General features: G+C 54.2%; 19 protein-coding genes. 14 read left to right on the forward strand and 5 right to left on the reverse strand.

What is annotated here, in order from left to right; translation table 11 throughout:
- Nucleotides 1-457: 457 nt before the first annotated feature.
- Both FE784_RS34590 and FE784_RS34595 read left to right on the forward strand, forming a co-directional pair.
- Nucleotides 458-1,801, forward strand: a complete 1,344-nt coding sequence (locus FE784_RS34590) for an ABC transporter substrate-binding protein (protein ID WP_139606817.1) — start codon at nucleotides 458-460, stop codon at nucleotides 1,799-1,801.
- Nucleotides 1,802-2,055: 254 nt separating this feature from the next.
- Nucleotides 2,056-5,994 carry a glycoside hydrolase family protein gene (locus FE784_RS34595; RefSeq protein WP_139606818.1) on the forward strand — a complete coding sequence of 1,313 codons (3,939 nt, stop codon included), beginning with the start codon at nucleotides 2,056-2,058 and terminating at the stop codon, nucleotides 5,992-5,994.
- A 148-nt stretch (nucleotides 5,995-6,142) separates the two neighbouring features.
- Here the strand turns inward: FE784_RS34595 and FE784_RS34600 are convergent, their stop codons facing one another.
- The gene (locus tag FE784_RS34600; RefSeq protein WP_139606819.1) at nucleotides 6,143-6,682 is read right to left on the reverse strand and encodes a glutathione peroxidase; all 540 of its coding nucleotides are present in this window, start codon (nucleotides 6,680-6,682) and stop codon (nucleotides 6,143-6,145) included.
- A gap of 3 nt (nucleotides 6,683-6,685) precedes the next feature.
- The gene (locus FE784_RS34605) at nucleotides 6,686-7,135 is read right to left on the reverse strand and encodes a MarR family winged helix-turn-helix transcriptional regulator (protein WP_139606820.1); all 450 of its coding nucleotides are present in this window, start codon (nucleotides 7,133-7,135) and stop codon (nucleotides 6,686-6,688) included.
- 276 nt (nucleotides 7,136-7,411) lie between these two features.
- Here FE784_RS34605 and FE784_RS34610 point away from each other — a divergent pair, with 276 nt between their 5' ends.
- The 3 genes from FE784_RS34610 (at nucleotide 7,412) to FE784_RS34620 (ending at nucleotide 11,491) form a co-directional block, all read left to right on the forward strand.
- Nucleotides 7,412-8,830: a methyl-accepting chemotaxis protein gene (locus FE784_RS34610; protein ID WP_176706725.1), complete on the forward strand. Its 1,419-nt coding sequence runs from the start codon at nucleotides 7,412-7,414 to the stop codon at nucleotides 8,828-8,830.
- Between the two features lie 109 nt (nucleotides 8,831-8,939).
- Entirely contained in the window at nucleotides 8,940-10,382 is a 1,443-nt protein-coding gene (locus FE784_RS34615) for an L-fucose/L-arabinose isomerase family protein (protein WP_139606822.1), read from the forward strand.
- A gap of 47 nt (nucleotides 10,383-10,429) precedes the next feature.
- The gene (locus FE784_RS34620) at nucleotides 10,430-11,491 is read left to right on the forward strand and encodes an SGNH/GDSL hydrolase family protein (RefSeq protein WP_176706726.1); all 1,062 of its coding nucleotides are present in this window, start codon (nucleotides 10,430-10,432) and stop codon (nucleotides 11,489-11,491) included.
- A gap of 748 nt (nucleotides 11,492-12,239) precedes the next feature.
- Here the strand turns inward: FE784_RS34620 and FE784_RS34625 are convergent.
- Both FE784_RS34625 and FE784_RS34630 read right to left on the reverse strand, forming a co-directional pair.
- Entirely contained in the window at nucleotides 12,240-13,040 is an 801-nt protein-coding gene (locus tag FE784_RS34625) for a sugar phosphate isomerase/epimerase family protein (protein WP_139606824.1), read from the reverse strand.
- A gap of 93 nt (nucleotides 13,041-13,133) precedes the next feature.
- A complete protein-coding gene (locus FE784_RS34630; RefSeq protein ID WP_176706727.1) occupies nucleotides 13,134-14,492 on the reverse strand; it encodes an ABC transporter substrate-binding protein in 1,359 nt (452 codons plus the stop codon).
- A gap of 417 nt (nucleotides 14,493-14,909) precedes the next feature.
- Between FE784_RS34630 and FE784_RS34635 the strand changes: the two genes are divergently transcribed.
- The 7 genes from FE784_RS34635 (at nucleotide 14,910) to FE784_RS34665 (ending at nucleotide 21,137) form a co-directional block, all read left to right on the forward strand.
- Entirely contained in the window at nucleotides 14,910-15,467 is a 558-nt protein-coding gene (locus tag FE784_RS34635) for a pyridoxamine 5'-phosphate oxidase family protein (protein WP_139606826.1), read from the forward strand.
- 41 nt (nucleotides 15,468-15,508) lie between these two features.
- Entirely contained in the window at nucleotides 15,509-16,339 is an 831-nt protein-coding gene (locus tag FE784_RS34640; RefSeq protein ID WP_246132320.1) for a metallophosphoesterase family protein, read from the forward strand.
- A gap of 143 nt (nucleotides 16,340-16,482) precedes the next feature.
- A complete protein-coding gene (locus tag FE784_RS34645; protein WP_139606828.1) occupies nucleotides 16,483-16,761 on the forward strand; it encodes an HU family DNA-binding protein in 279 nt (92 codons plus the stop codon).
- Between the two features lie 30 nt (nucleotides 16,762-16,791).
- Nucleotides 16,792-18,069, forward strand: coding sequence for a DEAD/DEAH box helicase (locus FE784_RS34650; RefSeq protein ID WP_139606829.1), 1,278 nt, complete (start codon nucleotides 16,792-16,794; stop codon nucleotides 18,067-18,069).
- A gap of 209 nt (nucleotides 18,070-18,278) precedes the next feature.
- The gene (desA, locus tag FE784_RS34655; protein ID WP_139606830.1) at nucleotides 18,279-19,361 is read left to right on the forward strand and encodes a Delta(5) desaturase DesA; all 1,083 of its coding nucleotides are present in this window, start codon (nucleotides 18,279-18,281) and stop codon (nucleotides 19,359-19,361) included.
- Between the two features lie 43 nt (nucleotides 19,362-19,404).
- On the forward strand, nucleotides 19,405-20,526 hold the full coding sequence (locus tag FE784_RS34660) for a sensor histidine kinase (protein ID WP_139606831.1): 1,122 nt from the start codon (nucleotides 19,405-19,407) through the stop codon (nucleotides 20,524-20,526).
- 11 nt (nucleotides 20,527-20,537) lie between these two features.
- Entirely contained in the window at nucleotides 20,538-21,137 is a 600-nt protein-coding gene (locus tag FE784_RS34665; protein WP_139606832.1) for a response regulator transcription factor, read from the forward strand.
- Nucleotides 21,138-21,237: 100 nt separating this feature from the next.
- On the opposite strand, the gene FE784_RS34670 is transcribed toward FE784_RS34665, so the two are convergent.
- Nucleotides 21,238-21,972, reverse strand: coding sequence for a DsbA family oxidoreductase (locus FE784_RS34670; protein ID WP_139606843.1), 735 nt, complete (start codon nucleotides 21,970-21,972; stop codon nucleotides 21,238-21,240).
- A 255-nt stretch (nucleotides 21,973-22,227) separates the two neighbouring features.
- Here FE784_RS34670 and FE784_RS34675 point away from each other — a divergent pair, with 255 nt between their 5' ends.
- On the forward strand, nucleotides 22,228-25,329 hold the full coding sequence (locus tag FE784_RS34675) for an ATP-binding protein (protein ID WP_139606833.1): 3,102 nt from the start codon (nucleotides 22,228-22,230) through the stop codon (nucleotides 25,327-25,329).
- On the forward strand, nucleotides 25,326-26,459 hold the full coding sequence (locus FE784_RS34680; protein ID WP_139606834.1) for a response regulator: 1,134 nt from the start codon (nucleotides 25,326-25,328) through the stop codon (nucleotides 26,457-26,459). Before FE784_RS34675 ends, FE784_RS34680 begins: the two co-directional genes overlap by 4 nt.
- Nucleotides 26,460-26,490: the final 31 nt, after the last annotated feature.

The following is a 26,490-nucleotide window of genomic DNA, read 5'->3' on the forward strand; positions in this document are numbered from 1 at the left end:
ATTCGGCAGCTTTGCTTATGCAATCAGATTTAAGCGCAAGATCCCAAATTACATATTGACGTCCCGCGCATTAACGTTTATCATATCAATTATTACATATGATGGTATGACCATAATATCCGAGCGACAGAAAACGATTTCCTGTTACAAAGTGGTCCGACCATATTGCAAGTTGCACAACCACAGTCGCGGATGCGAACGTGTTTCGATTTGTTGCTTTGATAGCGCTTTCCAAATTCTTTTCCATTCGACTGACCGAATCCATAACGGTATTGTTGGATCACGACGGCAAAGAAGGACGGATATTCGATAACGGAGAAGCGACTGTTGGTTGCATGAAAGGAGGCGATAGATTTGTAGCCATTTACCGAAGGAAGGGTCGGTTGCAGGATGAAGGATGAACGCTTATCTTGAAGGGGATTGGACCTATTAAAATCAAACTGGGGGATGCATACAGATGATTAACAAGTCGATTCGCGTATCGCTGGCAAGCGCAATGGTAGTCTCCTTATTGGCGGCTTGCGGGGGAAAGGGCAGTACAAGCGGTGAAAGCGAGAAAGGCAGCGAGACGCAGAAACCGAGAGAGCCTGTGGAAATATCCATTTTTCACTACAACGGAACGTGGTCCCAGGAACAGAACGATAAAGTGTTCGCGGAACCGATCACGAAAAAATATCCGTATATCAAGGTCAAGGCGATTTCGTACCAGGGACCGAAGCAGCTGGAGGAAATGGTCGTCTCCGGTACTTTGCCGGATCTGATCATGACGACTCCGGGTCCGGGCTTCGAGACGACGATAAGGAAATACGAGTCTCAATTCGACTTGACTCCGCTTATCAAGCAATACAAATACGATTTGAACCAGCTGGACCCGTCGGCGGTCGGCTCCGTCCGCAGCTTATCGACCAAAGGCGAGCTGTTCAGTCTGCCCATCTATATGGCTCCCAACACGCTCTATTACAACAAAACGATATTCGATAAATTCGGCGTCGCCTATCCGAAGGACGGCATGAGCTGGGATGACGTATACGAGCTGTCCAAGCGATTGACGCGCAATGACAACGGAGTGCAATATCGCGGATTTTTGGCATCCTACGTCCATTTGATGAGGCTGAACCAAGTATCGCAGAAGCTGTTCGACGGCACGGGGCAAAAGGTCGCATTCGACACTAGCGAATTCAAAAATTATTTGAAGGACATTTTCCGCATATACGAGCTTCCCGGCTACGGGTTCGACAAATTGTCGATCGAATCGAATGTGCTCAACGGTTTGTTCCTGAAGGAACAGACGGTTGCCATGCTGGAGCCGGGAGGCACTTTGCTCGGAGAGGAGTCTCTTGCCGGTCTCGGCAACAATTGGGACTTCACTTCCTTCCCGTCGATCAAAGACAAGCCGGGCGTTGGTTATCAGCCATATCCGTTCCTTATTTCCATGTTCAATACGAGCAAGCATAAGGAGGAAGCGTTCGAGGCGATGGCCTATTTGACCTCGGCCGAATTCCAGACGGCCGCTACGAAGCAAGGCACCTTGCTGCCGGTTCTGAAGGACAAATCGATCCTCCAGCAATTCGGGCAGGAGTCCGCCTTCTATAAAGGCAAAAATGTCGGCGTCCTGATGCCGAAGCAATTCGCGCCCGTTCCGGACGAGCCGTTCTCCGAATTTACCGCGACCGCCCAAACCGCGCTGTACGGGATTTACAAAAAAGTGGTGACGGGAAATGCGGATATCAATACCGCATTCCGCGAAGGAACCGAGGAAGCCAACAAAAAAATCGAAGAGCTGAAAGCGGCCAAAAAATAATTTTCGCTCGGAAGTACCGGAGGCGTACGATCAGGACAGGAGGCTCGCATGGCAGTCCCCTGTCCTCTCTTTAAGAGGGAACGATCTTGGAAAATCAATAGGATCGAGGTGGCGACATGTTAAGCATTAAATGGCGCAGAAGGATCAGCATGCTCATCATAGTTTTTACCATCGTCGGAATATGGCCTTTTTCCACATTTACCGGGTTTGCGAACACCGCATTTGCCGAGCCGCCGGAAGGAAGTGTATTACGATTGGAAGATGATGCAACGAGCTTGCAGGCCGCAGGCTGGAGCAGGAGAATACCGCCGGCGACAGGCGTTTATATCGTCGACTCCTCCCATTCGCTAGGCAATCCCAATCAGATCGCCACGAAGACCGTACCGCCGGGACAATATTTGCTGTACGGGGATCAGAACGCCAGCGCGACGTCGACGTATACGACCCTTTCCAAAAAGATGCCGATCGGTCCCGGTGCATGGACGCTCGGTTTCTCGGCCAAGTTCGTCGATTTGATGAAGCCGGGTCAGAATCCCGCATACCGCGGGATCAGCTTCGAAATTTTCGCGGGCGGGAAAGAATATAAAATCACGTTCAACGATACGAACAAAATATTGGCGATGACGAACGCATCGGGCGCCTACGTCCAGCAAGAGGCAGCCATGCCCGATGACGACGCGTTTCATCAATGGGAAATCGCGTATGACGGAAATTATACGGTAACCGTGAAGCTGGATGGAAACGCGGCGGCGACCTTTACGGGTTTAGGCTTTGCCGTATCGGGCCGGGCAGACGAGCTTGTCATCCTGAATGCCCCATTGAACTGGCAATCCGGCACGAACGAGGTCTATATCGACCATCTTACGATGCACTCGAGCGGACAAGTCATTCCGACGGATATGCTGTTCGATGATAACGCTTCCAGTCTGAGCGATACGGGATGGTCCAGGTCGCTTACTCCCATTGACGGGTTATACATTACGGATGGCGGCAATTCGCTTGGCAATCCGAACGGCGTACAAATGAAAGCGGTTCCGCAGGGACAATATTTGTTGTATGGAAATCAGCAAGCGACGATTCAAGGAAAATACGTACGGATACTGAAAGATGTGCCGATCGGTACCGGAGCGTGGACGCTGGAGTTCTCCGCCCGATTCGTCGATCTGATGAAGCCTTCCGCCAACCATGCGGACCGGGGCGTTTATTTCGATATATATGCCGCCGGGAAACGGTACAAGATCACGTTTAACGATACGGATAAAATTATGGCCAATGCCGCCACGAGAAAGCAAGTGCAAATGCCGGAGGACGACGCCTTCCATAAGTGGGAAATCGCCTTCAACGGAGCGGATACGGTGTACGTGAAGCTCGATAACGCCGTCGTGGCGACATTCGTCAACGTCTCGTCGTCGGTCTCGGGAATTCCCGATCGGGTACAGATCGCCAATGTGCCGCTCAATTGGGAGTCGGGTACGAATGAGGTATATTTGGACTACGTGAAGCTGTACAAGACGGTGCTCGGCGATCCGAATCTGCTGCTGAACGACGATGCTTCGAGCTTTCAGACGGCCAATTGGTCGGTCTACGCTCCCGTCGCCGACGCATATTTTACCGACTACGGGCGGACGAACGGTACCGTCGGGGGAATGGTGTACGCCGAAGAAGGACGGTATTTGACTTATGCCCGCGCAACTGCGGCCAATGCGGTGCGGATGACCAAGGGCTTCGACATCGGAGCGGGGCCGTGGGCGCTGGAATTCGATGCGAGAATGGCTACTCTCGTCGAACCCGGCACAGCGGGAGCGGAGCAAGGATTTATGGTGGAAGTCGTTGCCGGCGGCAAGCTGTACAAGCTCGTGTACAACGATGACGATAAGCTCTACATCGGCAAGGGCGACGGCGGTTACGAAGTTATCGAAAAGGGCTTGCTGTCCGCCACATATTACGATAACTGGGGTATCGCCTACGATGAGCATGACCGGTTGATCGTCACGCGCAACGGGAGCAAGCTCGGGTACTGGTCCGGTGCAGGAGTGCCCGTACAGCAAGCCGACCGGGTATCGATCATCAATCAGGCGGCAGGCGCCGCAGGGGAAACAATCGTTCATTTGGACCGGATCAAGCTGGTCAAAAGCATGTTGCCGGAATGGAGCGAATTTCAGCCGTTGATCGCCGGAGCGACCGTGCTGCCTGATTCGGATTCCGAGGAGATTACGGCGGTCGTTCCGTTATTCGATGCCGATCCGCTGCGTTTTGCCACGAACCCGCTAACGCTCGAAGCGACTTTGACGCAGGACGGTCTAGTCGTGGACCAGCTTCAGCAGCCGGTGACCGGCAATACGGTATCGCTGCAATTGGCCGCGCCCGGCCGAAGCGGATGGATGGATTTGGCTCTGAAATTAAAAGACGGCAATGTCGTGAAAAGCGAAGCTTCCTACAAGGTGGACGTTCATCCGTCCGTTTCCGTATTGCTGCCCGATCAGCACGCTACGGCCGTAACGGGCCAAGTGTATTTATTTACGGACATCGATCAGGCCGTCGATTCCTCCGGGAAGCCTTCCTGGCAAGCCGGTTGGACGCTGGCCGACTACAACTACGAAGGCATTAACAGCGGCGGTGTAGTAATCGAGAGCACGTACGGTGCCGCCCTCAAGCTGCCGGTCGGCTTGAATGGCTGGTATGGCGTCTATATCGGCTATGTGACCGGAACCGAAGGGATGATCGTCTCCGACGGCACGGTATCCCGGCAGATCGACATGGATGGCGTCTCGCCCGGAGAGCCATATGGGAGCAAGGCGATAGCGGAAGTGTTTGCGCTTGCTTCGGATTTCGGCAACGGTACGGTTTCCTTGTCCCCGATCCCCGGCAAACGGGCAAGAATCGCTTATGTGAAGCTGAAAGGGCTGTCTCCGGAGGAGATCGCGCTATACACGAAGCCGGATGAAGGCGAAGCGGGGAAACGGGTCATTTACAACAATGACGGCTACAGCGACTATTTTAGCGGCCGCTACAATAACGAACAAAGTCTGTTGAACAATGCCGTCAATTTCTTTGAAGGTCAGGATGCGAACTCGCTCTATTGGGCGCTTGGAACAACGATGCTTATACTGCGGGACAGCGAAGTCGCCGGTCGTCCTTACGCCAGCCTGACTCCGCAGCAGGAGCAGAATCTGATGCGGGACGGTGACAAACGGGTCAGGGATGTCGTATACGGTTACATCGATGCGGGCAAGGATCCGCTGACCATTGTTGCCGGGCGGGCGAATGAGCTGGGGCTTGATGCCTACGCCTCTCTGAGAATGGGCGCCTTTTACAATCAGAATGTGTATCCGTGGCTGAATGGCAACTTGTATACCGAATATGCGAATAAAGGTTATTTGCAGAAAAAAAGCAACGGCGCCTCGGACGTTCGGATGAGCTATGCATACGCCGAGTTCAGACAATACGTGATCGATGTGTTGAAGGAAGCAGCATCCGTGACCGATGAGGAAGGGCAGCCGCTTCTGAAAGGCGTGGAGCTGGATTATTGCAGATATCCGAATGTATTGGGCTATGAATCGATACTGACCGATGCCTACGTCCAACAATATGGCGTCGATCCGCGGCTGGAGACTACACCGCAAGGTCAGCAAAGGTGGAACGAGTTCAAAGCGGACGTCATGACCGACTTCATGCAGGATGTGCGGCAAGAGCTGGCGGGCTATCAAATTTCGGTGCGTATCCCCTTTGACACTTATTTTCAAAATGGCCTGGACATCGAGACGTGGATTCAGGAGCGGCTGATCGATACGCTTGTCGTCTGCACGCTCGGCCATGAAACATTTTTCGGCGAAATCGATACTTTTCAAGAGATGACGGAAGGAACAGGCGTCAAGCTGTACGGCAATATTAACGGTACGCTCTCCGGAAGCGATCTGACCCGTCAAGAGGAAGAACTGCTGAAGCGCGGTATCCGCGTTGCGACGGGACACGAAAGCGTCGGCAAGCAGCAATACATGCTGAGGGCGCATCAATTTTACGAAGCGGATTATGACGGCGTCTACATTTTCAACAACTGGTTGGGCAGGGCGGCCGGCGGCCAGTCGATACTGGGCGAGCTGGGAGACAAGGTGAAACTGGAGAAATGGTATAAGCTGGGTTATCCCGCGGAATGGGTGCAAAATCTGGTGACGATTCAGCCGGCGCAGCCGTAGCATCTCGTCCCCAATAGGAACGGAAAGCGCGCCAAGCGACTTGAGAAACGACAACCCCCGAACCATTGCGGTTTCGGGGGTTGTTTCGTCGAGGGCGCGGGACATTCGGTCGCCTCACGGAAAAATTAGTCTCTTTCGGAGTCCGGCGCTACAGCAGCGCCTCGATAGCGGGAGCGATGACTGCAGGTTCCACAGGAGACTCGAACCTTCCGACTACGTTGCCGCCGCGGTCGACGAGAAACTTGGTGAAGTTCCATTTGATGTCGTTGCTCTCGAGCTTTCCTTCCCGCTCGAGCATGGAGGCGAGGCGCTTGCCTCTCTCGTTCTCCGGGTCGAAGCCTTCGAAAGGCGCCTGTTCCGTCAAATAACCGTACAACGGATGCTGCTCCGGTCCGAGTACGTCGATCTTGTCGAACAGCGGGAACGTTACGCCGTAATTCAGTTGGCAGAACGTATGGATTTCTTCATTCGTGCCCGGCTCCTGCGCGCCGAATTGATTGCAAGGAAAGCCGAGAACGACTACGCCGCGGTCCTTGTACTGCTCATACAGCTTCTGCAGGTCGGAATATTGGGGCGTTAAGCCGCATTTGCTCGCCGTGTTGACGATCAGCAGCACTTTGCCCTCGTATTGGTCGAGACCTGCTTCCTCGCCGCGAATATTTTTGACTTTGAAATCGTAAACGCTCATCGTTCATTCCTCCATCGTTGTTTGGTGAATGCGTCGCAGGAAGGCGGCGAGCCGGTCGCGCAGCTCCTCGGACTCCTCCGCCGGAACGCCGGCCCGGCAAAACGCCTTGCCGGGCACTTCATATGCCCGCTCCTTCAGCTTCTGTCCGCCTCCGGTCAGCCGTATGCGCACGTTCCGCTCATCCGACGGGTCGCGTACCCGTTCGACCAGACCCGCGGCCTCCATTTTTTTGAGCAGCGGGGTCAAGGTGCCGGAATCGAGATACAATCGCGCCCCCAGCTGTTTGACGGTTACGTCGTCTTGCTCCCATAACGCGAGAAGCGCCACATATTGCGTATACGTGATGCCCAGCTCGTCCAGAAACGGCCGGTACAGCTTCGTAATTTCGCGGGAGCAGGCATATAAGGCGAAGCATGTCTGGTTGTCCAGTCTCAGCGCGTCATCCCGGTTCATCGCAGCCTCCGCAACATAAATTGAACTACAAACGGCAATGTATAGTTTAAAATTAAATTGTGTACAATCGAATATTAGCATATGGGGAGCTTTCCGTCAAACGGGGAGGAAGGATGAGCCCCCGAATCAGACGGTACGAATTTGCGCATTCCCGGTCTCGTTTAGTTTTCCATTCTATGATGGACTGGCTCAACAGCTTGAAAACGTATTCCTTTTTGCGAATTCGCTTGATATAATGTTATGAAAAATAACATTATTAGGAATGGAAGTGTACATATGGGGGGAGAAAAACAAACGGCAACGTCGGTTTTCGGTCTTTCATTTCGAAAGGGCCGTGAGAAGAACGGGCAAATTCATTCTTTGAAGCAAACGATTCAATCTTTGAAGTACGACATGCAGGTGGCGTCCGATCGGCTTGGCGCGGCGATGGAGGAAATGACCCGTCAAAGCCGCGAGCTGCAGCGGTTGGCCGACTACTCCCACGAGCGTGAAATGAGCTTGCGCGGCAAAAGCACGGCGGCGAAGCAGTACATCGAGCTGGCGTTCGGGCAAATGAACGACGTTACGGAAGCGACCAATGAAATACAGGCGATGGCCGACCGGATGAACGGGAAAATGTCCGATGCGAGCCTTGTCGTTACCGAGGTTGTGCAATATTTGCACAATACGGATCGGATGATGGACGAAATAAAGCGGTTCAACTCGGCGATGCTTACCGAGATTGACGGTTTGATCGGGCATTTGTCCAAAGTGGAAGAGATGAACGCGGCGTTGGTGGGCATTGTCGAGGAAACGTCGCTGCTCGCTCTGAACGCTTCGATCGAATCGGCGAGGGCGGGGGAGTACGGCAAAGGCTTCGCGGTCGTCGCTTCGCGGATCAGGCAATTGGCCGATCAAAGCAAAGGGGCTGTCGTGCAGTCTTCGTCGCTGCTCGCGGAAATTACCGGCGGCGTGGGAGAAGTCGTGAAGGCTGTAGAGAAAGAGAAGCGAGCCGTTACCCGAGGCGTTGCGGAAGTGGGGGAAGTGAGAAGGCGGGTCGAGCTGCTGTACGAGAAAGTATCCGATGCGGGAACGATTGTGGAAAAAGCCGTCGAGTCTTCTTACCGCCAGGTCGGATTGATCCGTAGTACTGCCGGAGAGCTGGACCGCGCCGTCGGAACGATCAACGAGACGATCGAGGACGTGGATATGATGCTGTCGCATGTATCCGAACAGCGGGATCAGATCGGGGCTTTGAACGCGATCGGTGACAATTTGCTGAAAGAAGCGGCCGAGCTGCGCGCGGCGGTGTCGGATTCGGGAGATGTCCCGTCCGATAACAGGCTGCAGTCGATGCAGATCGACCATTTGAAAAGCTCGCTTGCCGCAGTCGCCGCCAGCGCGGAGATCGCGACTCTCGACGCCGGGCGGCACGACCGGCTGCTGACGTCGCATATGAGGCAAACCCCCGGCATTCAGGCAATCTGGTCGAACCGCGCCGACGGGACGTTTATTTTCTCCGAGCCGCCTGCCGGGTTGCTTAACGCCAAGCAGCGCGAATGGTGGAAGGGCGCGATGGAGGAAGGCGCGTTCGTTTCCAAAGTATATATATCGGCCATTACGAAGCGGCCGTGTCTAACCATTTCCACAGCCGTAACCGATGCGGAAGGAAGGCGGATCGGCGTCGTCGGCATCGATTTGTCGGTCGAATCGTAGTCGCAATAATCGTAGTATCGTTCAAAAAAAAGGTGCAGCGCTCATTGTTTCGCCATGCCGGCAGCACGTAAGCTTAAAGTGCAGGATGAGCGAAAGGATGACGGCGACTATGAGCTTGGCATTTCCAAGAAACAAAGCGAGAGTAGGCGTAATTACGGTAGGCCATGAGCCTTATTGGGAGCAGTTTCCCGGACTGAGGGAAGAACTGGAGGGATATGGACGCGAATTTGAAGCGATGCTGGAATCGTTCGGGGTCGAGGTCGTATCGGCGGGCTTCGTCGACAATGTCGACCGGGCATTCGCGGCTTCCTCCGAGCTGAAGAAACGGGATATCGAGTTGTTGTTTTGCTTCCTGAGCACGTATGTAACCTCATCCTCGGCGGCTACGCCGATTCTGAATTTGTCCGTGCCCGCGGTTCTCGTCGCGCTCCAGCCGATGAAACGGCTCGACTACCGCAATACGACGACGTACATGCAGCTGGCGAACGACAATATTTGCTCGCTGCCCGAAATCGGCGGCGTTCTCGTACGCGCCGGAAAGCCTGCCGCGGGCATGATCGTCGGCACGCTGCACGACGACCCTCGGGCAATGAACGAGCTCAGGGCATGGTGCCAGGCGGCTAACGTCCGCCGTGCGTTCAAGTACGGCAAAATCGGCTATATGGGGCATACGTACGAAGGGATGTACGATATGAACTCCGATCCGACGGCGTTCACATCCGCCTTCGGCTCCCATGTCCAGATGCTGGAAATGTGCGATTTGGCCAAGCTCGTGAACGGCGCGACGGCTAAGGAGACGGCGGACAAACTCGACGAGATCGGAAGCGTATTTACGGTCGCCGATCCGTTCATCGATCCGATTACGCGTCCGATCAAGCAGGAGGATCTGGAATGGTCGGCCAAGGTTGCGGTCGGACTGGATAAGCTGATCGCCGAATACGGGCTGACGGGGCTCGCGTATTATTACCGCGGACTCGACAATAACGAGTACGAGCGGATCGGCTCGAACATGGTGCTCGGCAACTCGCTGCTGACCGCGAAAGGGATACCCCTCGCCGGCGAAGCGGACCTGAAAACATGCGCGGCGATGCTCATTATGGATCGTCTGGGCGCGGGCGGATCGTTCGCCGAGCTTCACCCGTGCGATTTCATCGACGATGTCGTGCTGGTCGGCCACGACGGTCCGCATAATATCGAGATCAGCGACGGAAAGCCGATCATCCGCGGGTTAGATTTGTTCCACGGCAAGAGAGGATCGGGAATCGGCGTGGAATTCAGCATTCAGGCAGGTCCGGTTACGCTGCTCGGCATCTCGCAAACGGCGGACGGCAAATACAAGATGATCGCCATCGAAGGGGAATCGATCAAAGGCGAAATCCCGAGAACGGGCAACACCAATACCCGATGCAAATTTACTTGCGGCGTAGCCGAGTTCGTGGAGAAATGGTGCTCGGCGGGGCCGACCCACCACTTCGCGCTCGGCGTAGGACATGTCAATGCGAAAATACGCAAAGCGGCGCAAGTGCTGGGCGTCGAGCTGCAAATCGTTTAAAACGGATGGCGAGAGCGATATGGAGTGGAGATAGGGGCGATCGAGCGATGTTTCTTAGAGAGCAGATCGGGGAGAGTATGGTTTTCGAAGGTGCGGAGCCCCAGCCGCTGCGTTACGCGCCTCATGCCGCCGGTAAGCCGAGGCTGCGCAGCAAAGTGGATCCGGATCACCCGGACAACGTGTGGTTCGAGGATGGGGCAGACTATGTCTTCCATACAGCGAACGGGACCGTGGGCAGGACGGCGTCCAGTCGGATTCCGGACTGGCGAGAACACCCTTTGTACGGAAGGAGCGGATTCGATCACCGTGACTTTAAGACGATTTCGAATTCGGCCTATACGGTTTATGCGGATTATGGGTATGAGGCAATCGCTGATGACGGATGTACGTCTGACGCCGCTTCCGACAAAATGGCGGACGAAGCGAGCATGCCTTCGACTCGGACTCCCGCCATATGGAACGCCGGTGCTTCCCCGGGGTTGGACAAAATTCGCCAAAGGCTGGCAGCCGGAGAGTCGGCAGTCTTCGTCGTGTTCGGAGACAGTATCAGCATGGGTGCGGAAATCGGCGACGTCCGGTACAAATTTGCATTTCGCTTCGCCGAATCGCTGCGTTCCCGTTTCCCTGAAGCCCTGATCGAGCTGAAGAACAAAGCGATCGGCGGAGAGGCCAGTGCAAGGGCACTGACGCGATTGCATGACGACGTGATCGCGGAGCGGCCGGATCTCGTATTGATCGGATACGGCATGAACGATCAAAACCGGAAAGAGGACGGCTCCAATTCCATTTCTCCGCAGTCTTTCGAGCGGAATATAGCTTCGATGATCGAGCAGATCCGGGCGGATACGGAAGCGGATCTCATATTGATCACGCCATGCGTGCCGAATCCGGACTGGATATTCGCCAGCGCCAACGTTGCGGATTACGCGATGGCGCTGCGCAGGCTCGCCGTACGGTACGGGACGGGGATCGCCGATGTGCAGCTCGGCTGGCAGGCGGAACTCGCGGCGGGAAAATCGCATGCTAGCCTGTTGATCAACAACGTGAACCATCCGAACGAGTACGGTCACGGGATTTATGCCCGGACTTTGGAAAAGCTGTTTCTATAGCAGCAAGCCGCACCCATTTGCATCGAAGAGCCCCTTGTCGTGGGAGCTCTTTTTTGCACGTATTTTTGCGCGCGATCAGGAACTTGGTGATGGCGGTCAAGCACATATTGCGTCTATGGTTTCGAGTAGGAGTCTATCCGGAATGTGCTTATGGGGCGAGAATTGCGACAAAAGGCGATCCGGCGTCATGGAGACATGGTGATGATGGAGGCGCGGACTCAAAGTGTTGTGGAAAGTGAAGGCCGACTCAAAGCATTTGAGGAGTGGGGGCGGACACAAGAGAGAGCCGAGGAGGTGAAGACGTGCCTGCAGCAGATGTATAGGCAAGCATTATGCATGTGTGAAGTTCATTAAATGGAAAAAGTACATGTATTGCAGGCAGACCAGTTATCCGTGCAGCATCAAATGGAAAACATCCATTTATTTACGAGCATAGTGGCAGAATTGTCCTTTTGAGCGATTTTACCTGTACATATTCCAGTTATTTTATTGTTTTTCTTGTTATGGCCGAAAATAAATGTATGTTTTCCATTTGCATTTTGGAGGAGGAGGCTGGGCGTACGCGCTTGATGGCAAACTCGGCAAGCAGGACAAAAAGCCGCGGAAAACCGCGGCTTTTTTCAATCTTTATAAGATTCGGAGTCCCCGCAAAGTATCTGGAAAAGCACCGGAGCAAAGGCACCGCTTTGTGGGATTATTGGAAATCCGGTGATGATGCGAGCGAAGATTCTGAACATACACCGTCATGCTACAAGTTCGCATACTCCTGCTCGAAACGCCGCTTCATCCAAAGTCTGACTTTCCACAGATCCGCGAGCGGCTGACGTGTATGCGGCAGCGTCGGCATATACCCTGGCGGGCCGAATTCCGGGTTGAACGTCAGCTCCGCCGTGCCGTCCTCGCGCCGCCTGCGCGCGATATCCATCCACCAGCCGAGATGAACGCGAAGCTCCTCGGCGTATTCCGGCGCGCTCGGGTCCGACACCTGCGGTCCTTCGCGATGGCCGACCCGGCCGTGAATGTGGATTGCCCGGGATATGGCCAAATCGAGATGAGCCTTCTGATCGTCCAGCAAGCTTTCGCATACGTTGCACCAATGGCTGAAATCGGCCGCGATGTACAGCTCCGGAAACTCGCGAAGCAGCTCCGCCGTCGTCCAAGGCGTAAACATGGCGCGGCCGCGGTGGGTTTCATGGGCGATCGGGATGCCGATTTCCCGCTCGACGAGAAGCGCTTTCTCGAAAAAGCGCCTGTTCTCATCAAAGCTAAGACCATGGCGGGAGCTGTGGGATACGATAATTGTCGGCGCGAAGGAAGCCGCGCGCTCCGCCTTGCGCCGGAAATCGGCGATCAGATCGTCCCCGGAGCTATGAATTTGGGCGATGTAGTCGAAGCGGTGCTCCTTCAGAAGCGCCCGGAATTGCGCCTCCTCCGATTCGTCGGGCGCTCCGCATTCCATGCCCTCGTAACCGGCCTCCGCCGATTTGGCGAACAGCTGCGGCAGCGGGTCGCTCATTCCCCATCTGGAGACGAACATTTTCAACTGCACGGCTCATCCCGTCCTTTCGGCTTGTCGGCCTTTTGACCCCAGTATACCAATACCCGGGGGACGGTGTCACTACATGTCTATGACAGGAATCATTTACTTGGTTTGCGCCTTTTGATCGGCAACCATTTTTTCGATCTTCTCGTCGACCTCGCGCATCGTCGAGTTGATATCGGTCTTGCCGGTGAAGAAGTTTTGCATGCCGGCATTGACGATGTCGAACGCCTTCTGGTCCCAGTCCGTTCTTTCGTACGGGTCGGCGGCGCGAGTGCCGTAGATCGCGTTCAAATCGAGCCCGGCGGCCAGCGGATTGCCCTCGAACAGCGTTTTGCGTACGTCCGGACTGACAAGGGGCGTTACGTAGCCCATTTTGCTCAGCGCTTTCTGGACTTCGTCGGACGAGTAGTACACCGCTACTTTAAAGGCCAAATCCTGCTGCTTGGACAGCTTGTTGACGGCCAGCCCGCCGCCGAACAGGCCGGTCCCTACGCCCGGCTTATCCTTGAACACGGGGTAAGTCGTAATACCGAGCTTGAAGCCGCCTTGCGCCGCTTGGACGAAATCCGTATCGGTGACCATCACGATATGAGGGTACATCGCCAACGTCTTCGTCTCCAGAAACGCTTTCCGCCCGTCTCCATGTTTGGCCCCCTCGGGGAAGTTGCCGGGAACGCCGTAAATATCCGCATACGTTTGATAAAGCGTTTTCCAGCCCGGCGTCGAGCCCACGAGCGATTTCCACGTCTTGGCATCGACGAACGGCAGCGACAATTGCTTCTGCATCCGATTCACGTTCAACCCGGCATCGAGTCCGCGGTAGGCGACTCCCCCCTCGTTACGGGCGAGCTTCTTGGACAGCTCGATCAGATCTTGCCACGTACTATTCGCTTTCGGGTACGCGACCCCGAACTTGTCGAACAGATCCTTGTTGTAATGAAGGACGAACGGCTGGACGGAGAACGGAATGAGCAGCAGCTCGTTTTTGTTTACGGAGTAGGAGCGTACGTCCTTGATGATATAAGGGTCGAACCGATTCAGGTCGACACCGTATTTTTTGACCAGCGGATCGAGATTCAGCGCCAGATCGAGGTTCGTCAGCTCCTGCAAATTCGTATATCCTTGATCGAACAGATCGGGAGGCGTAGCGGCCAACTGGTCCTGCAGCTTGATGGTGGTCGGCGCTTTCGTGAACGTAACGTTCGGAAATTTCTGCTTCAGCACATTGCGGTATTTTTGCTCGAACTGTTCGTCGGATATTCCGACGCGGATAAGAATTTCGGCCTTCTCGTCCGAGCCGAACGAGTCCGCCGCCGCCGTTTTGGGCTCCGTTTTATTGGAATCGGCGTTGTCGGCGGGTTTGGCATCGGAATTCGACGAGCTGCTCCCGCAAGCTGCAAGCAGAGGTACGAGAAGAATGGTAGCCCCCATAGTCGCAATCCATCGTTTGTACATCATGAGCATTTTCCCCCTGTAGTCCCGCAATGTCCTCTAAATGGACGATGTTGCGTCGGACTTTCGTAATGTAGTAGTTGCGTGACGCTGCACATGCGATGCAAGGGTGTCCGGCGTCGGGTGCGGCGGAAACGGTTGCAGCCGCCGGCGGATGATGTCGTAGTCCCCCTTTCGCTCCGCGCGATCGAAGACTCCCGGAGAAACACCCCTCATGCCTAGTACTGTATAAAAGATATGGCCAAAGTGAAATGCACCGTTTCCGTGAACGATTTACTTGCCGTTACAACGGCCATTTGCGAATTTTGACCCGATTTGCGGATCGTTACATCGGGAGCCGGAAACGCCAGGCAGAAGGAGATCGGAGCTGTCTGAGAGAATAATCTAAGTAACGTTCGGATCGACTTATATAGGAGGAGTACGATGGGAAAAAGCTATAAGGACATTCAACCGGAGCACGCTGTGTTCATTCGCAAGCAGCATCTGTTTTTCGTTGCCTCGGCACCGCTGTCGGAGGATGGACGCGTCAACCTTTCTCCGAAGGGCTACGACACGTTCCGCATCATGTCCTCTACGGAGGTCGCCTATTTGGACTTGACCGGCAGCGGCAATGAAACGAGCGCCCATCTGATGGAAAACGGGAGAATGACGATCATGTTCATGGCTTTCGAGGGCGGCCCGTCCATATTGCGCCTATACGGCAAAGGATCGGTCGCGCTGCCGGGTTCGCCCGAATGGGATCGGCTCTCCCCGGATTATCCCGAACTGCCCGGAGCGCGGCAAATCGTCACGATGCGGGTAGAATCCGTCTCCACCTCGTGCGGCTTCAGCGTCCCTTATTACGAATACAAGGGCGAGAGGGAGCGATTGATCGAGTGGGCGGATCATATGGGGGATGATCGGCTCCGCTCGTACAGAGCGGAGAAGAACTCGGCCAGCATCGACCGGATGCCTACCCATCTCGGTCAGGCGAGAGTATGAAAATCGCATTTGTCGGAGATATCCACGGAAGAGTTTTTCATATGCTGGCCGTTGTTGCGAATTGGCAGCGCGTATATGACTGCAAATTGGATATGATCGTGCAGGTCGGGGACTTCGGGGCGTATCCCGACCCCGATGAGGCGATGCTCGGAAGCAGGTTCGTCCGAGAAGATCGTACGGAGCTTGATTTCGGCAAATATGTCCGGGCGGACGGACCGCTCGCGGAAGCTATAGACGCGATAAAGGTGCAATTTCAGACTCCGATCCGATTTATTCGCGGCAACCACGAGGATTTCCGGTGGCTCGCCAGTCAAGGAGATCCGGCGGAGGAAGAGACGTCGATCGATCCGTTCCGGCTAGTCCGGCATATACGCGACGGCGCAATCAAACAGATCGGCGGCGTAAAGATCGCTTATCTCGGCGGCATCGAGACAGCAGGGCAAGAGCCGAAATCGATCGACGACCAAGCGTACAACCGGATTCTGTCTTGCACTCCCGGAGAGATCGACATTTTGGTTACTCACGATGCACCTTATGGAATAGGGACGGACTTTCACGGCAGAACCCAGGGATCGAGACGGATTTCGGAGCTCATCGATCGGGTACGGCCGAAGTTTTTGTTCGCGGGGCACTATCATCAGAGAATCGGACCGCTTTCATTCGGACCGACCGTTTTTTTCGGGTTGAATATTTTGATTCCACCGCGGAACGATTCCCGCAGAACCGATCCGACGGAGAAAGCGCAGCCAGGAAGCTTGGCCATACTGGATACCGGAAGCATGACGGCGGGCTTCGTGACGGATGAACGGGTATTGGATGTCGGGAGAGATTTTGATTTCATAAAATATGCCGCAAACCGCAGGTTCGGATAAAAGAAATAATCAAAAGGTATACTTTTCAAGCGCGAAGGAGTATAGTAAGAAGGTGAATAGCGAGATGGAACTGCTCTTAACATGTGTTGGGAGCAGTTTTTCTTTTGGGACGGTCGGTATTAATAAAAAAGAGGTGGAATGGAATGAATAAAGAAGAGCTTATAGAAAGAGTGGCGAAATCAAGCGGCTTTACCAAGAAGAATGCGGAGAAGGCCGTAACCTCCGTTCTGGATTCGATATTCGAAGCATTGACCCAAAATGAAAAGGTTCAGCTTGTAGGCTTCGGAAATTTTGCCGTGCGGGATCGCGAAGCGCGCAAGGGGAGAAATCGCATCACGGGCGAGGAAGTCGAGCTCCCGGCGGATAAAGTTCCGGTTTTTGCTGCCGGAAAAGATTTGAAAGAGGCTCTAAATACACCCTGAATAAGCCTGCGGTGAAACGAAGGAGATACAATGACTTTTAAAGACTTGAATATTATACCGACGATTTTAAAAGCTTTAACCAAAGAAAACTATACAACGCCGACACCCATACAGGAACAGTCGATTCCGGCGGTGCTGGCCGGCAGGGACTTGCTTGGCTGCGCCCAAACGGGAACCGGGAAGACGGCCGCATTTGCCGTGCCGATTATCCAACTATTGAGCGAACCGCTAAATAGACCCGATAGCCGACGCCGTATTCGCTCCCTGATCTTGACTCCGACAAGAGAGCTTGCTCTTCAAATATCGGATAACGTGCAAGCGTATAGCCGATACACCGATTTGCGCTGCGTCGCCATCGTGGGCGGCGTGTCGCAGCATGCGCAGGAGCGTGCGCTGAATCAAGGCGCGGATATTTTGATTGCGACTCCCGGCAGACTCATCGACTTGATGAATCAAAAGCGTGTCGATTTGCAATATGTCCAAATCCTGGTGCTGGATGAAGCCGACAGGATGCTGGATATGGGCTTTATTCACGATGTGAAAAAAATCATCGCCAAATTGCCCGGCAAAAGGCAAACTCTGTTCTTCTCGGCCACGATGCCTCCGGAAATATCCAAATTGGTCCAATCGCTGTTGGTTAATCCGGTGAAAGTAGAAATTACTCCCGTGTCTTCTACCGTGGACAGGATCAACCAATCTATTTATATGATAGACAAGGAAAACAAGCAAAAGCAGTTGAATGACCTTTTGCAAAATAAATCCATTGCTTCGGCATTGGTGTTTACACGTACGAAGCATGGCGCCGACCGTGTCGTGCGCGAGCTGACCAAAGTAAAAATTCCCGCTCAGGCGATACACGGGAATAAATCCCAAAACGCCCGGCAAACCGCATTGAGCAATTTCAAAAGCGGCGTAACGCGAGTGCTGGTAGCGACGGATATCGCGGCCAGAGGTATTGATATCGAGGAGCTTTCCCATGTAATCAACTTCAATCTCCCGAATATTCCGGAAACCTACGTTCATCGAATCGGCCGTACCGGTAGAGCGGGACTGAGCGGGGACGCGATCTCCTTCTGCGAAGCGGAAGAAATTCCGTATCTCAAGGATATCGAGAAGCTGATCGGCAAAACCATTCCCGTGGTGAAAGACCATCCCTACCCGATGATGAATACGACACCGCCTTCAAAGACGGAAGGTTCGTCGCCGTCAAACGTCGTAAAGCCCGCCAAATCGAAGACGCCTCCCGCCGTCGGCCAATCGCAAGTTCGGGCGGCCAACAATAGGCGGCGGCACAAGCAAACGACATAGGACGATATCCCGATAGGCCCTTTCATATCCGAAGGGTCTTTTTTTTGTTAGGAAATGTTAAACTTTCATCCTCCCATATGACATATGTCATACCCCGAACTGATGTTTATAACTTCTGCACGGCCGCAGGGTTGTCTATACTTAAGGTAGACTAAGGCTGCAGACTGGATACCGCAAGTCCGCGCGTCATTTCGAGGAGGAACATCACAATGGAACAACCGAGCATCAAGCAACTGAAGCAGAATGTAGCCCCCTTCGAGAAAACCGATACGAAAGCAAGCGTCAGACAATTAATCAACACCTTGGTGCCCTTGCTGGCGCTCTGGTATGGCGCATACCTTAGCCTTTCGGTTTCATACTGGCTTACCCTTCCGCTCGTCGTTATCGCTTCGGGGTTTATGATCAGAACCTTTATCTTATTCCATGACTGCTGCCATCAGTCGTTTTTCAAAAGCAGCAGAGCCAATGATATACTCGGCACCATTCTCGGCGTCCTTACCCTGGTTCCGTATCAACAATGGAAAAATGAGCATTCGATCCATCATTCCACCAGCAGCAATCTCGATAAACGGGGCATCGGCGACATGTGGATTTTGACTGTCGAGGAATATACGGCAGCTCCTTTATGGCGCCGCATCGCTTACCGGATTTATCGCAACCCGTTTGTCATGTTCGGAATCGGCCCGATCGCCGTTTTCCTCATTCAATATCGGTTCAACCGCAAAGGCGCAAGACGCAAGGAACGGATCGGCAATTACGTAACCAATGTCTTGATTGTCGGCTTGTACGCATTGTTGATCTGGGCGATCGGCTGGCAGGCGTTCGTACTGATTCAAGGGCCGATCTTCTTCCTGTCCGGCAGTCTCGGCATTTGGCTGTTTTACGTCCAGCATCAGTTCGAGGAATCCTATTTCGAGAATGACGACGAGTGGAGTTATGTGAAAGCAGCCGTCGAAGGCAGCTCTTATTACAAGCTGCCCCTGCTGCTGCAATGGCTTACCGGGAATATCGGATTCCATCACGTTCATCACTTGAGCCCGAAAGTGCCAAACTATAATTTGGAGAAGGTGCATGAGGCCGTGGTTCCCCTTCAGAAGGCGACTACGATCACCATCCGTCTCAGTTTGAAATCTCTCGGTTTCCGTCTGTGGGATGAGCACGGCAAAACGTTCGTCAGTTTCAAGGATCTGAAGCGCATGAAGTCGGCCTCCGCCGCCGACAATAAAGCCGATTTGGCTGGAAACCGGCTAAAAGCACCGGGAGTGACGGCAAAAAGCGCAAATCTGTTATAATAAACTCATACAGGCATTAAATAGCGGATGGAGAGGCGAGGCCATGCAGAAGTGGCATCATATTTTTCACAAAAGCACGGGACTTAGTCCTTATGTATGGGTCGTCTTTTACATTCTCCCTTTTTATTTCATATTGCGGTCCTCCTCCATGTACGAAGTAGTAATCGGGATCCTTATGATTTTGGTGTTCTTTGCTTGCTACGTACTTTCTTTTGTCTCCAAAGGGTGGTTGGTCTATTTCTGGAGCAGCGTCCAGATTTTGATCTCGATCACGATGACCGTGCTGTTCGGGTACGTATATTTCGCGCTGTTCTTGGCGTTTTTTATCGGAAATATCCAGAATCGGATCGGGTTCGTTACGCTATACGCCGTTCACCTTCTGACTACAATCGGGGTGATCAACTTCGGTTTTGTAACGCAAAATCCTATGCTGCTCTCCCAGCTGCCGTTCGTCTTGGTCAGTCTGATCGGGGTTATCCTGCTTCCCGTCACGACCTATAACCGCAATAAAGGTGATAAACTGAAAGGGCAGCTGGAGGATGCGAACAAGAAAATTTCCGAGCTGGTCAAGCTGGAGGAGCGCCAGCGAATCGCTCGAGATCTTCACGATACGCTCGGTCAGAAGCTGTCCTTGATCGGCTTGAAGAGCGATTTGGCTGCCAAGCTAGTAATTAAAAACCCGCTCCAAGCGCAGGCCGAAATGAACGACGTACGTCAAACGGCAAGAACGGCATTGAAGGAAGTTCGGGAAATGGTTACGGAAATGCGCGGTACCCGGTTGGAGGACGAGTTGTTCCGGGTCAAACAGATTTTGAAGGCGGCCGAAATCGATCTTGTCCTGGAGGGCGACCCCGGAATACACAACATCTCCCTCATTGCCGAGAACGTGCTCAGCATGTGCTTGAAGGAAGCCGTGACGAATATCGTGAAGCACAGCAGCGCTACATCATGCATAATTGCCATCGAGCCTACGCCAACCGAGTTCATTATCACGGCAAAAGACAATGGGATCGGCATAGCGGAGGAAGCCGCATGCTTCAGAGGAAACGGAGTGCGCGGGATGAAAGAACGGCTTGAATTTGTGAACGGTGTTATGGAGATCGTTTCGGAAGCCGGTACGAAGATCGTATTCAGGGTGCCGGTCGTATCCACGCAACCGGAATAGGAGGCGGTAACATGATTCGCATCGTGATTGCCGAGGACCAACGCATGCTGCTTGGCGCATTGGCTTCCCTGCTCGATTTGGAAGATGATATGAAGGTCGTCGGAAAGGCGAGCAACGGAGAGGATGCCGTGCGGCTCGTTCACGCTCACAAGCCGGATATTTGCATCATGGATATCGAGATGCCCGGGATGAGCGGACTTGAGGCGGCCGAGCAGCTGAAAGGCACGGGCTGCAAGGTGATGATCCTGACCACCTTTGCCAGATCGGGATATTTCGAGAGGGCGATCAAGTCGGGCGCGAGCGGCTATTTGTTGAAGGATAGCCCCAGCGAGGAGTTGGCGGACTCCATCCGGATGATCATGGCCGGCCGCCGCGTCTATGCGACCGAATTGGTCGATAACGCATATGGGAACGAGAATCCGTTGACCGAACGGGAGAAGGAAGTATTGCTCCTTATCGCAGAGGGTAAAAATACGAAGGATATTGCCAGCGAGCTGTATCTAACGAATGGAACGGTCCGCAATTATATTTCCGTTATTCTCGACAAGCTCGGCGTCAGCAACCGGGTGGAGGCCATCACGCGGTTTAAAGAGAAGGGCTGGTTCAGGTAGCAGTTGATGATTTATATGAAAATAAAGCTCGCCAGACGCGTCGGATGGACGCAGCCAGGCGAGCTTATTTGCATTGCGCGTATGGTCGCGTTCGTCCAAGTCAGTCTTTGTTGTCCGCCGTCGGCGGCACTCCGCATACGCCGTCCTCGCAGTAACCGTCCGCCGACTGGTCGTCCGCGCCGTTCACATAGACGAGAGGATGGTCTTCGCTCCACACCTTGTCCAGCGTCTCCGCGAATACTTGGCTCGATTGTGCGCCGGATATCGCATATTTGCGGTTGATGACGAAGAAAGGAACGCCGCGGACGTCTAGCGCATTCGCTTCCTGCTCGTCGGAGCGCACCTCCGATTTGCCTTCGTCCGAGGCTAGCATACCCGCCACTTCATCGCGATCGAGACCGAGCTCTGCCGCCAAAGCGATAAGCGTATCGGCATGTCCGATATGCTCGCCCTCGGTAAAGTAGGCCCGGAGCAAGCGCTCCGTCATTTCCGCTGATTTGCCGTAGCGGCCGGCAAAATGGGCAAGACGGTGCGCATCGAACGTATTGGTCGGCTTCATTTTGTCGAAATGATACGTCAATCCGACGGATTGCGCTTGCTCGCCCACGTTGAAGTTCATTGACATAGCTTTCTCCCGGCTCATGCCGTATTTGGATGCGAGCATATCGTGAATGTCGCCCGGCAAGTCGCGCTTCGCCTCCGGGTCGAGCTCGAAGCTGCGGTATACGACCTCCACTTCGCCACGGTGCGGAAATTGCTCGAGCGCGGCTTCAAACCGGCGTTTGCCGATATAGCAGAACGGACATACGAAATCGGACCATATTTCCACCTTCATCATAATCAGCCTCCATATAATAAGATGAGCGTTCATTTATATATCCAGTAACTATTGCGGTTACACTCATTCGGGTGTATCCAGTATAGTTGGAGCGGAGGAGGAAGTCAACAAGCGTACCGTCCGAACCTTAATTGCGTTTCGGACAAGGATGCGCGATTCGACCATGAAAAAAAATTGCAATCGAAAAATCGGCCGCAACCATATACAATGAAAGGGGATTATTTATAACGCGATTGCACCGGGAGAGATTTCATGTTCAAGAAGCGTTTTTTTGCAGGACTCGGCTTTATGATTGTTCTCCTATTGCCCTTATTCGGATTATTGTACCTCATGAACGACGAATATCGGAATCCGGCAGCGAAGGAAGGCGTGCTGGACTTGCGCGACTGGAATTTCGCCCGTGACGGTACGGTCGCCTTGTCCGGGGAATGGGAGTTTTACCGCAGCCAGCTGCTCGGACCGGAGCATTTCGCGGAATCGGCGTCATCGGCGGCTGACCGGCCGGTACTGACCGGCATAGCGACCGTTCCGGGCCAATGGAACAAGTACATAGCGGAAGACGGCGAACCGGCGGAGACCGGCTATGCGACCTTTCGATTGCTCGTCAAGCTGAGCGGGGCGGATAACGGTATATACGGCATCGAAACGACGAATATCCGGACGGCGAACCGGGTGTTCATGGCCGGAAGCGAGATCGGGGCAGGGGGCGTGCCCGGGGAATCCGCCGAGACGACCACGGCGGACAATACCCCTTACGTCGGCTTTACCCGGGCGTCCGGGGATACGATGGAAATTATCGTACAAGTGTCGAATTACAGCTATGCCTCCGGCGGGATGATCTACCCGCTCGTATTCGGGGATCAGCGCTCCGTCATGCAGGTTCGGGAACGAAACATTTTCGGGGATCTGATGACTTCCGCCGGTTTTCTCATACCCGGCCTGTTTTTCCTCTTCTTGTACCGGATTCGCAGGGAGGAAGTGTCTCTGCGTTATCTCGGCCTGTTTTGCCTGACCAGCCTTATCTACGTCTTGACGCACGGAGAGAAGCTGCTGGGCGGCATCATCCCCGGATTTCCATACGAGCTGTTTCTGCGAATTCAGCTTATTTCTTCCGTGCTGGTGCATTACTACTTGATGCGCTACGTCTCGGTTATCGTATCCCGGAGAATATCCCCGAAATTGCTGTTGATTTTCCGGGTGTCGACTGTTTTGATGCTGCTCGTGCCCGTCTTTTTGCCGACAATCGTTTTCTCCAGAATCGATGTCCCTTACTTCAGCTATTCATTTATCGTAGTCATCTATGTAGCGTTCGTGCTTCTCCGGGATATGAAGCATCGCTCCAAAGACGTGATTTATGTGCTGATGAGCGTGCAGAGCATATCCGTTATTATATTAGTAAGCATTTTGAACGTGGTCGGTCTGCTCTCCAACCAGATGCTCCTTCCGATCGAGATGCTCATCTTCGTCATCGCTCAAGCGCTTCTGCTAGCGGGGCGGTTCGCACACTCGTTCCGCGAGGTGGAGCAATTATCGCAGCGGCTGTTGACGCTGGACGGACTCAAGGACGAATTTATGGCCAATACGTCCCACGAGCTGCGTACTCCGCTGCACGGCATCGTCAACATCGCCGAATCGCTTCTTGCCGGGGCGGGCGGAACGCTGAACGCGAAGCAGGAGAGCGATCTCTCCATGGTCGTGTCGACGGGAAAGCGGCTGTCTTTGCTCATCAACGATATACTCGATTTCTCCAGACTGAAGAACGGCGACATCGTATTGCAGCGGCAGGCGGTCGATTTGAAATCGGTAGCGACATCCGTGCTCGAAGTTATCGGTCATATGACCGGCAAAAAAGAGATCCGTCTCGTGCAGCAATGGCCGGAATCGCTGCCGCTGCTCGATACCGACGAGAACAGGCTGCAGCAAATTTTATTCAATTTGCTCGGCAATGCGCTCAAGTTTACGCGCCAAGGCGAAATCCGCATCTATGCGGAGGTAGTCGGAGCCTTTGTCAAAATAAGCGTGGCGGATACCGGAATCGGCATCGCCAAGGAACGGTTTGCCACGTTGTTCCGGTCCTTCGACGAAACCGACACCGCATTGGAGATGAATCATGCGGGGACCGGACTTGGACTGAGCATAACGAAAAAACTGGTGGAATTGAACGGGGGAGAAATCGGCGTCGAATCGGAGCCGGACCGGGGCTCCGTGTTTTATTTCACCATTCCTGCAGCGGTCAGGACGAGCCAGGCCGAGCGCAAGCCGGCGGCGAGAGAGGTGGCGGTCAGCGCCCATTCCATCCGGCCCGGCGAGATCACTCCGGTCATCAAGAAAGGCCCTACCGAATATACCGTGCTGGTCGTGGATGACGATCTTGTAAATTTGCAGGTTATGTACAATTTGCTCAGCGTCGACAATTGCGCCGTCCTTGTTGCCGACAACGGGGAAGAGGCGCTTGCCCAGCTATCCCGGTCGCCGCAGCTGGACTGCGTCATCGTCGATTGGATGATGCCCGGCATGTCGGGCTTGGAGCTGTGCCGGAAAATTCGCGAGCGGTATTCGCTGTCCGAGCTGCCCGTGCTCATGCTGACGGCGAGAAGCCGCCCGGAGGACGTCCAGGCCGGCTTCCAAGCGGGGGTCAACGACTATTTGAGCAAGCCCGTCGATGCGCCGGAGCTGCGGGCCCGCATCCGCACCTTGCTCGAGCTGCGCAAGTCGGTCCAGACGGCGATACGGACCGAGATGGCCTTTTTGCAGGCGCAGATCAAACCGCATTTTTTGTATAACGCCATGAATACGATTATTGCGATATGTCCGGTCGACCCGGCGAAAGCGACGCATCTGCTGATCGAGCTCAGCCAATATTTGCGCGCAAGCTTCGATTTCCAGAACAGGGAGCGGCTGACGTACTTGGAGAAGGAGCTGGAGCTGGTCAAATCGTACCTGCAGCTGGAAAAGGCGCGATTCGACGAACGGCTCCGAGTGGAATACGATATTGGCGGAAATATGCGAAGTCTCATTCCTCCGCTCACGATCCAGCCTATCGTCGAGAATGCGGTAAGGCACGGAATTATGCGGAAGTCGGCGGGAGGGACGGTACGGATTTCCGTTCGGGAGGCGGACAATCGCGTGACCGTCGTCGTATCGGATGACGGCATGGGCATGACGCCAGAGCGGTTGAACGAGGTGCTGTCGGACAAGGCCGGCAGCGGCGTCGGATTGAGAAATATTCATGGACGGCTGCTAACGCTATACGGCCGGGGCTTGCAGATCGATAGCGAATGGAAGCGAGGCACGACTGTACGGTTTGAATTACCGGCCGACTACGAAGCGGATGGAAGGAGCGAAGACGCGTGAAGGCGATATTGATCGATGATGAAAAACCGGCCCTGCTCCATCTGGAACGTCTGTTGGACAGCGACGGCCGCATACGCGTGACGGGCAAATTTACGTCCGCCCGCGAAGGGCTGGACCACCTTTTGGCGGATAAGGCGGAGATCGTCTTCCTGGATATCGAAATGCCCGAGATGAACGGACTGGAGGCTGCCGAATATATTAGTCAAATCGACCGCAATATTATGATCGTCTACACGACCGCCTATTCGGAATATGCGATCGAGGCGTTCGAGCTGAACGCCCTGGACTATTTGCTCAAGCCGATTCATCCGGACCGTTTGTCCAAGACGGTCGAGCGCGTCGCGGTTTACGATCAGCACAAGGCAAGCCGGATCGAAGCCGTCAAGCCCGACGATCCGCAAGTGGTTTGCTTCAAACGGCTTATGCTCGCCGACAGCTCCGGATCCGGCGGCAAGCTTCGATGGCGGACGATGAAAGCCCAGGAGCTGTTCGCGATCCTGCTTCATCACAAGGGACGATGGATCGACAGGGGGCTGCTGCTCGATACGATGTGGCCGGATGTCGAGTCGGACAAGGCCGTAACCTATTTGCATACTTCAATCTCCCAGGTCAGGAAAGTGCTGAAGGACTGGGGGGTGGAAGCGGCGGTGGAATATGCGCAAGAAAGCTACCGGCTTTTTGCCGAAGGAATTGTTACGGACGTGGAGAAATTCGAGCGGGAGGTAGGGGACAATCCCGTAATAACCGAACAAAACCGGGAACACTATGAGCGCGTCCTGGAGCTGTACAGAGGCGATTATTTGGAAGAGCACGACTACTCCTGGGCAAAGCCGAGAAGCGGGGAGCTGTTGGAGCGGTTTGCCGTCCTCGCCAAGGCGATTGCGGACTACGAGATGAAACATGGCAATGAACGGCAGGCGCTGCGTAGTCTGGTCCTGCTGCAGGAGAAGGATCCGTATTCGGAAGAGGTGTGCCGACTCGTCCTGACCGCTTATGCTGGAATAGGGGACTTCGTATCGTTAAAGGCTTGCTATGAGGCGTTTGCCCATGTTTTGAAAAAAGAGCTGGGCCTGGAGCCGGAGCCCCAAACGAAACGGCTCTACGAGCAGCTGATGCGGAAGCGGGATTAGCAGGAGCAGGATCGAGCAGAGAAACCAAGCA

Source organism: Paenibacillus hemerocallicola (genome assembly GCF_006265175.1).
In the GTDB taxonomy this organism is placed as follows: Bacteria; Bacillota; Bacilli; order Paenibacillales; family NBRC-103111; genus Paenibacillus_AB; species Paenibacillus_AB hemerocallicola.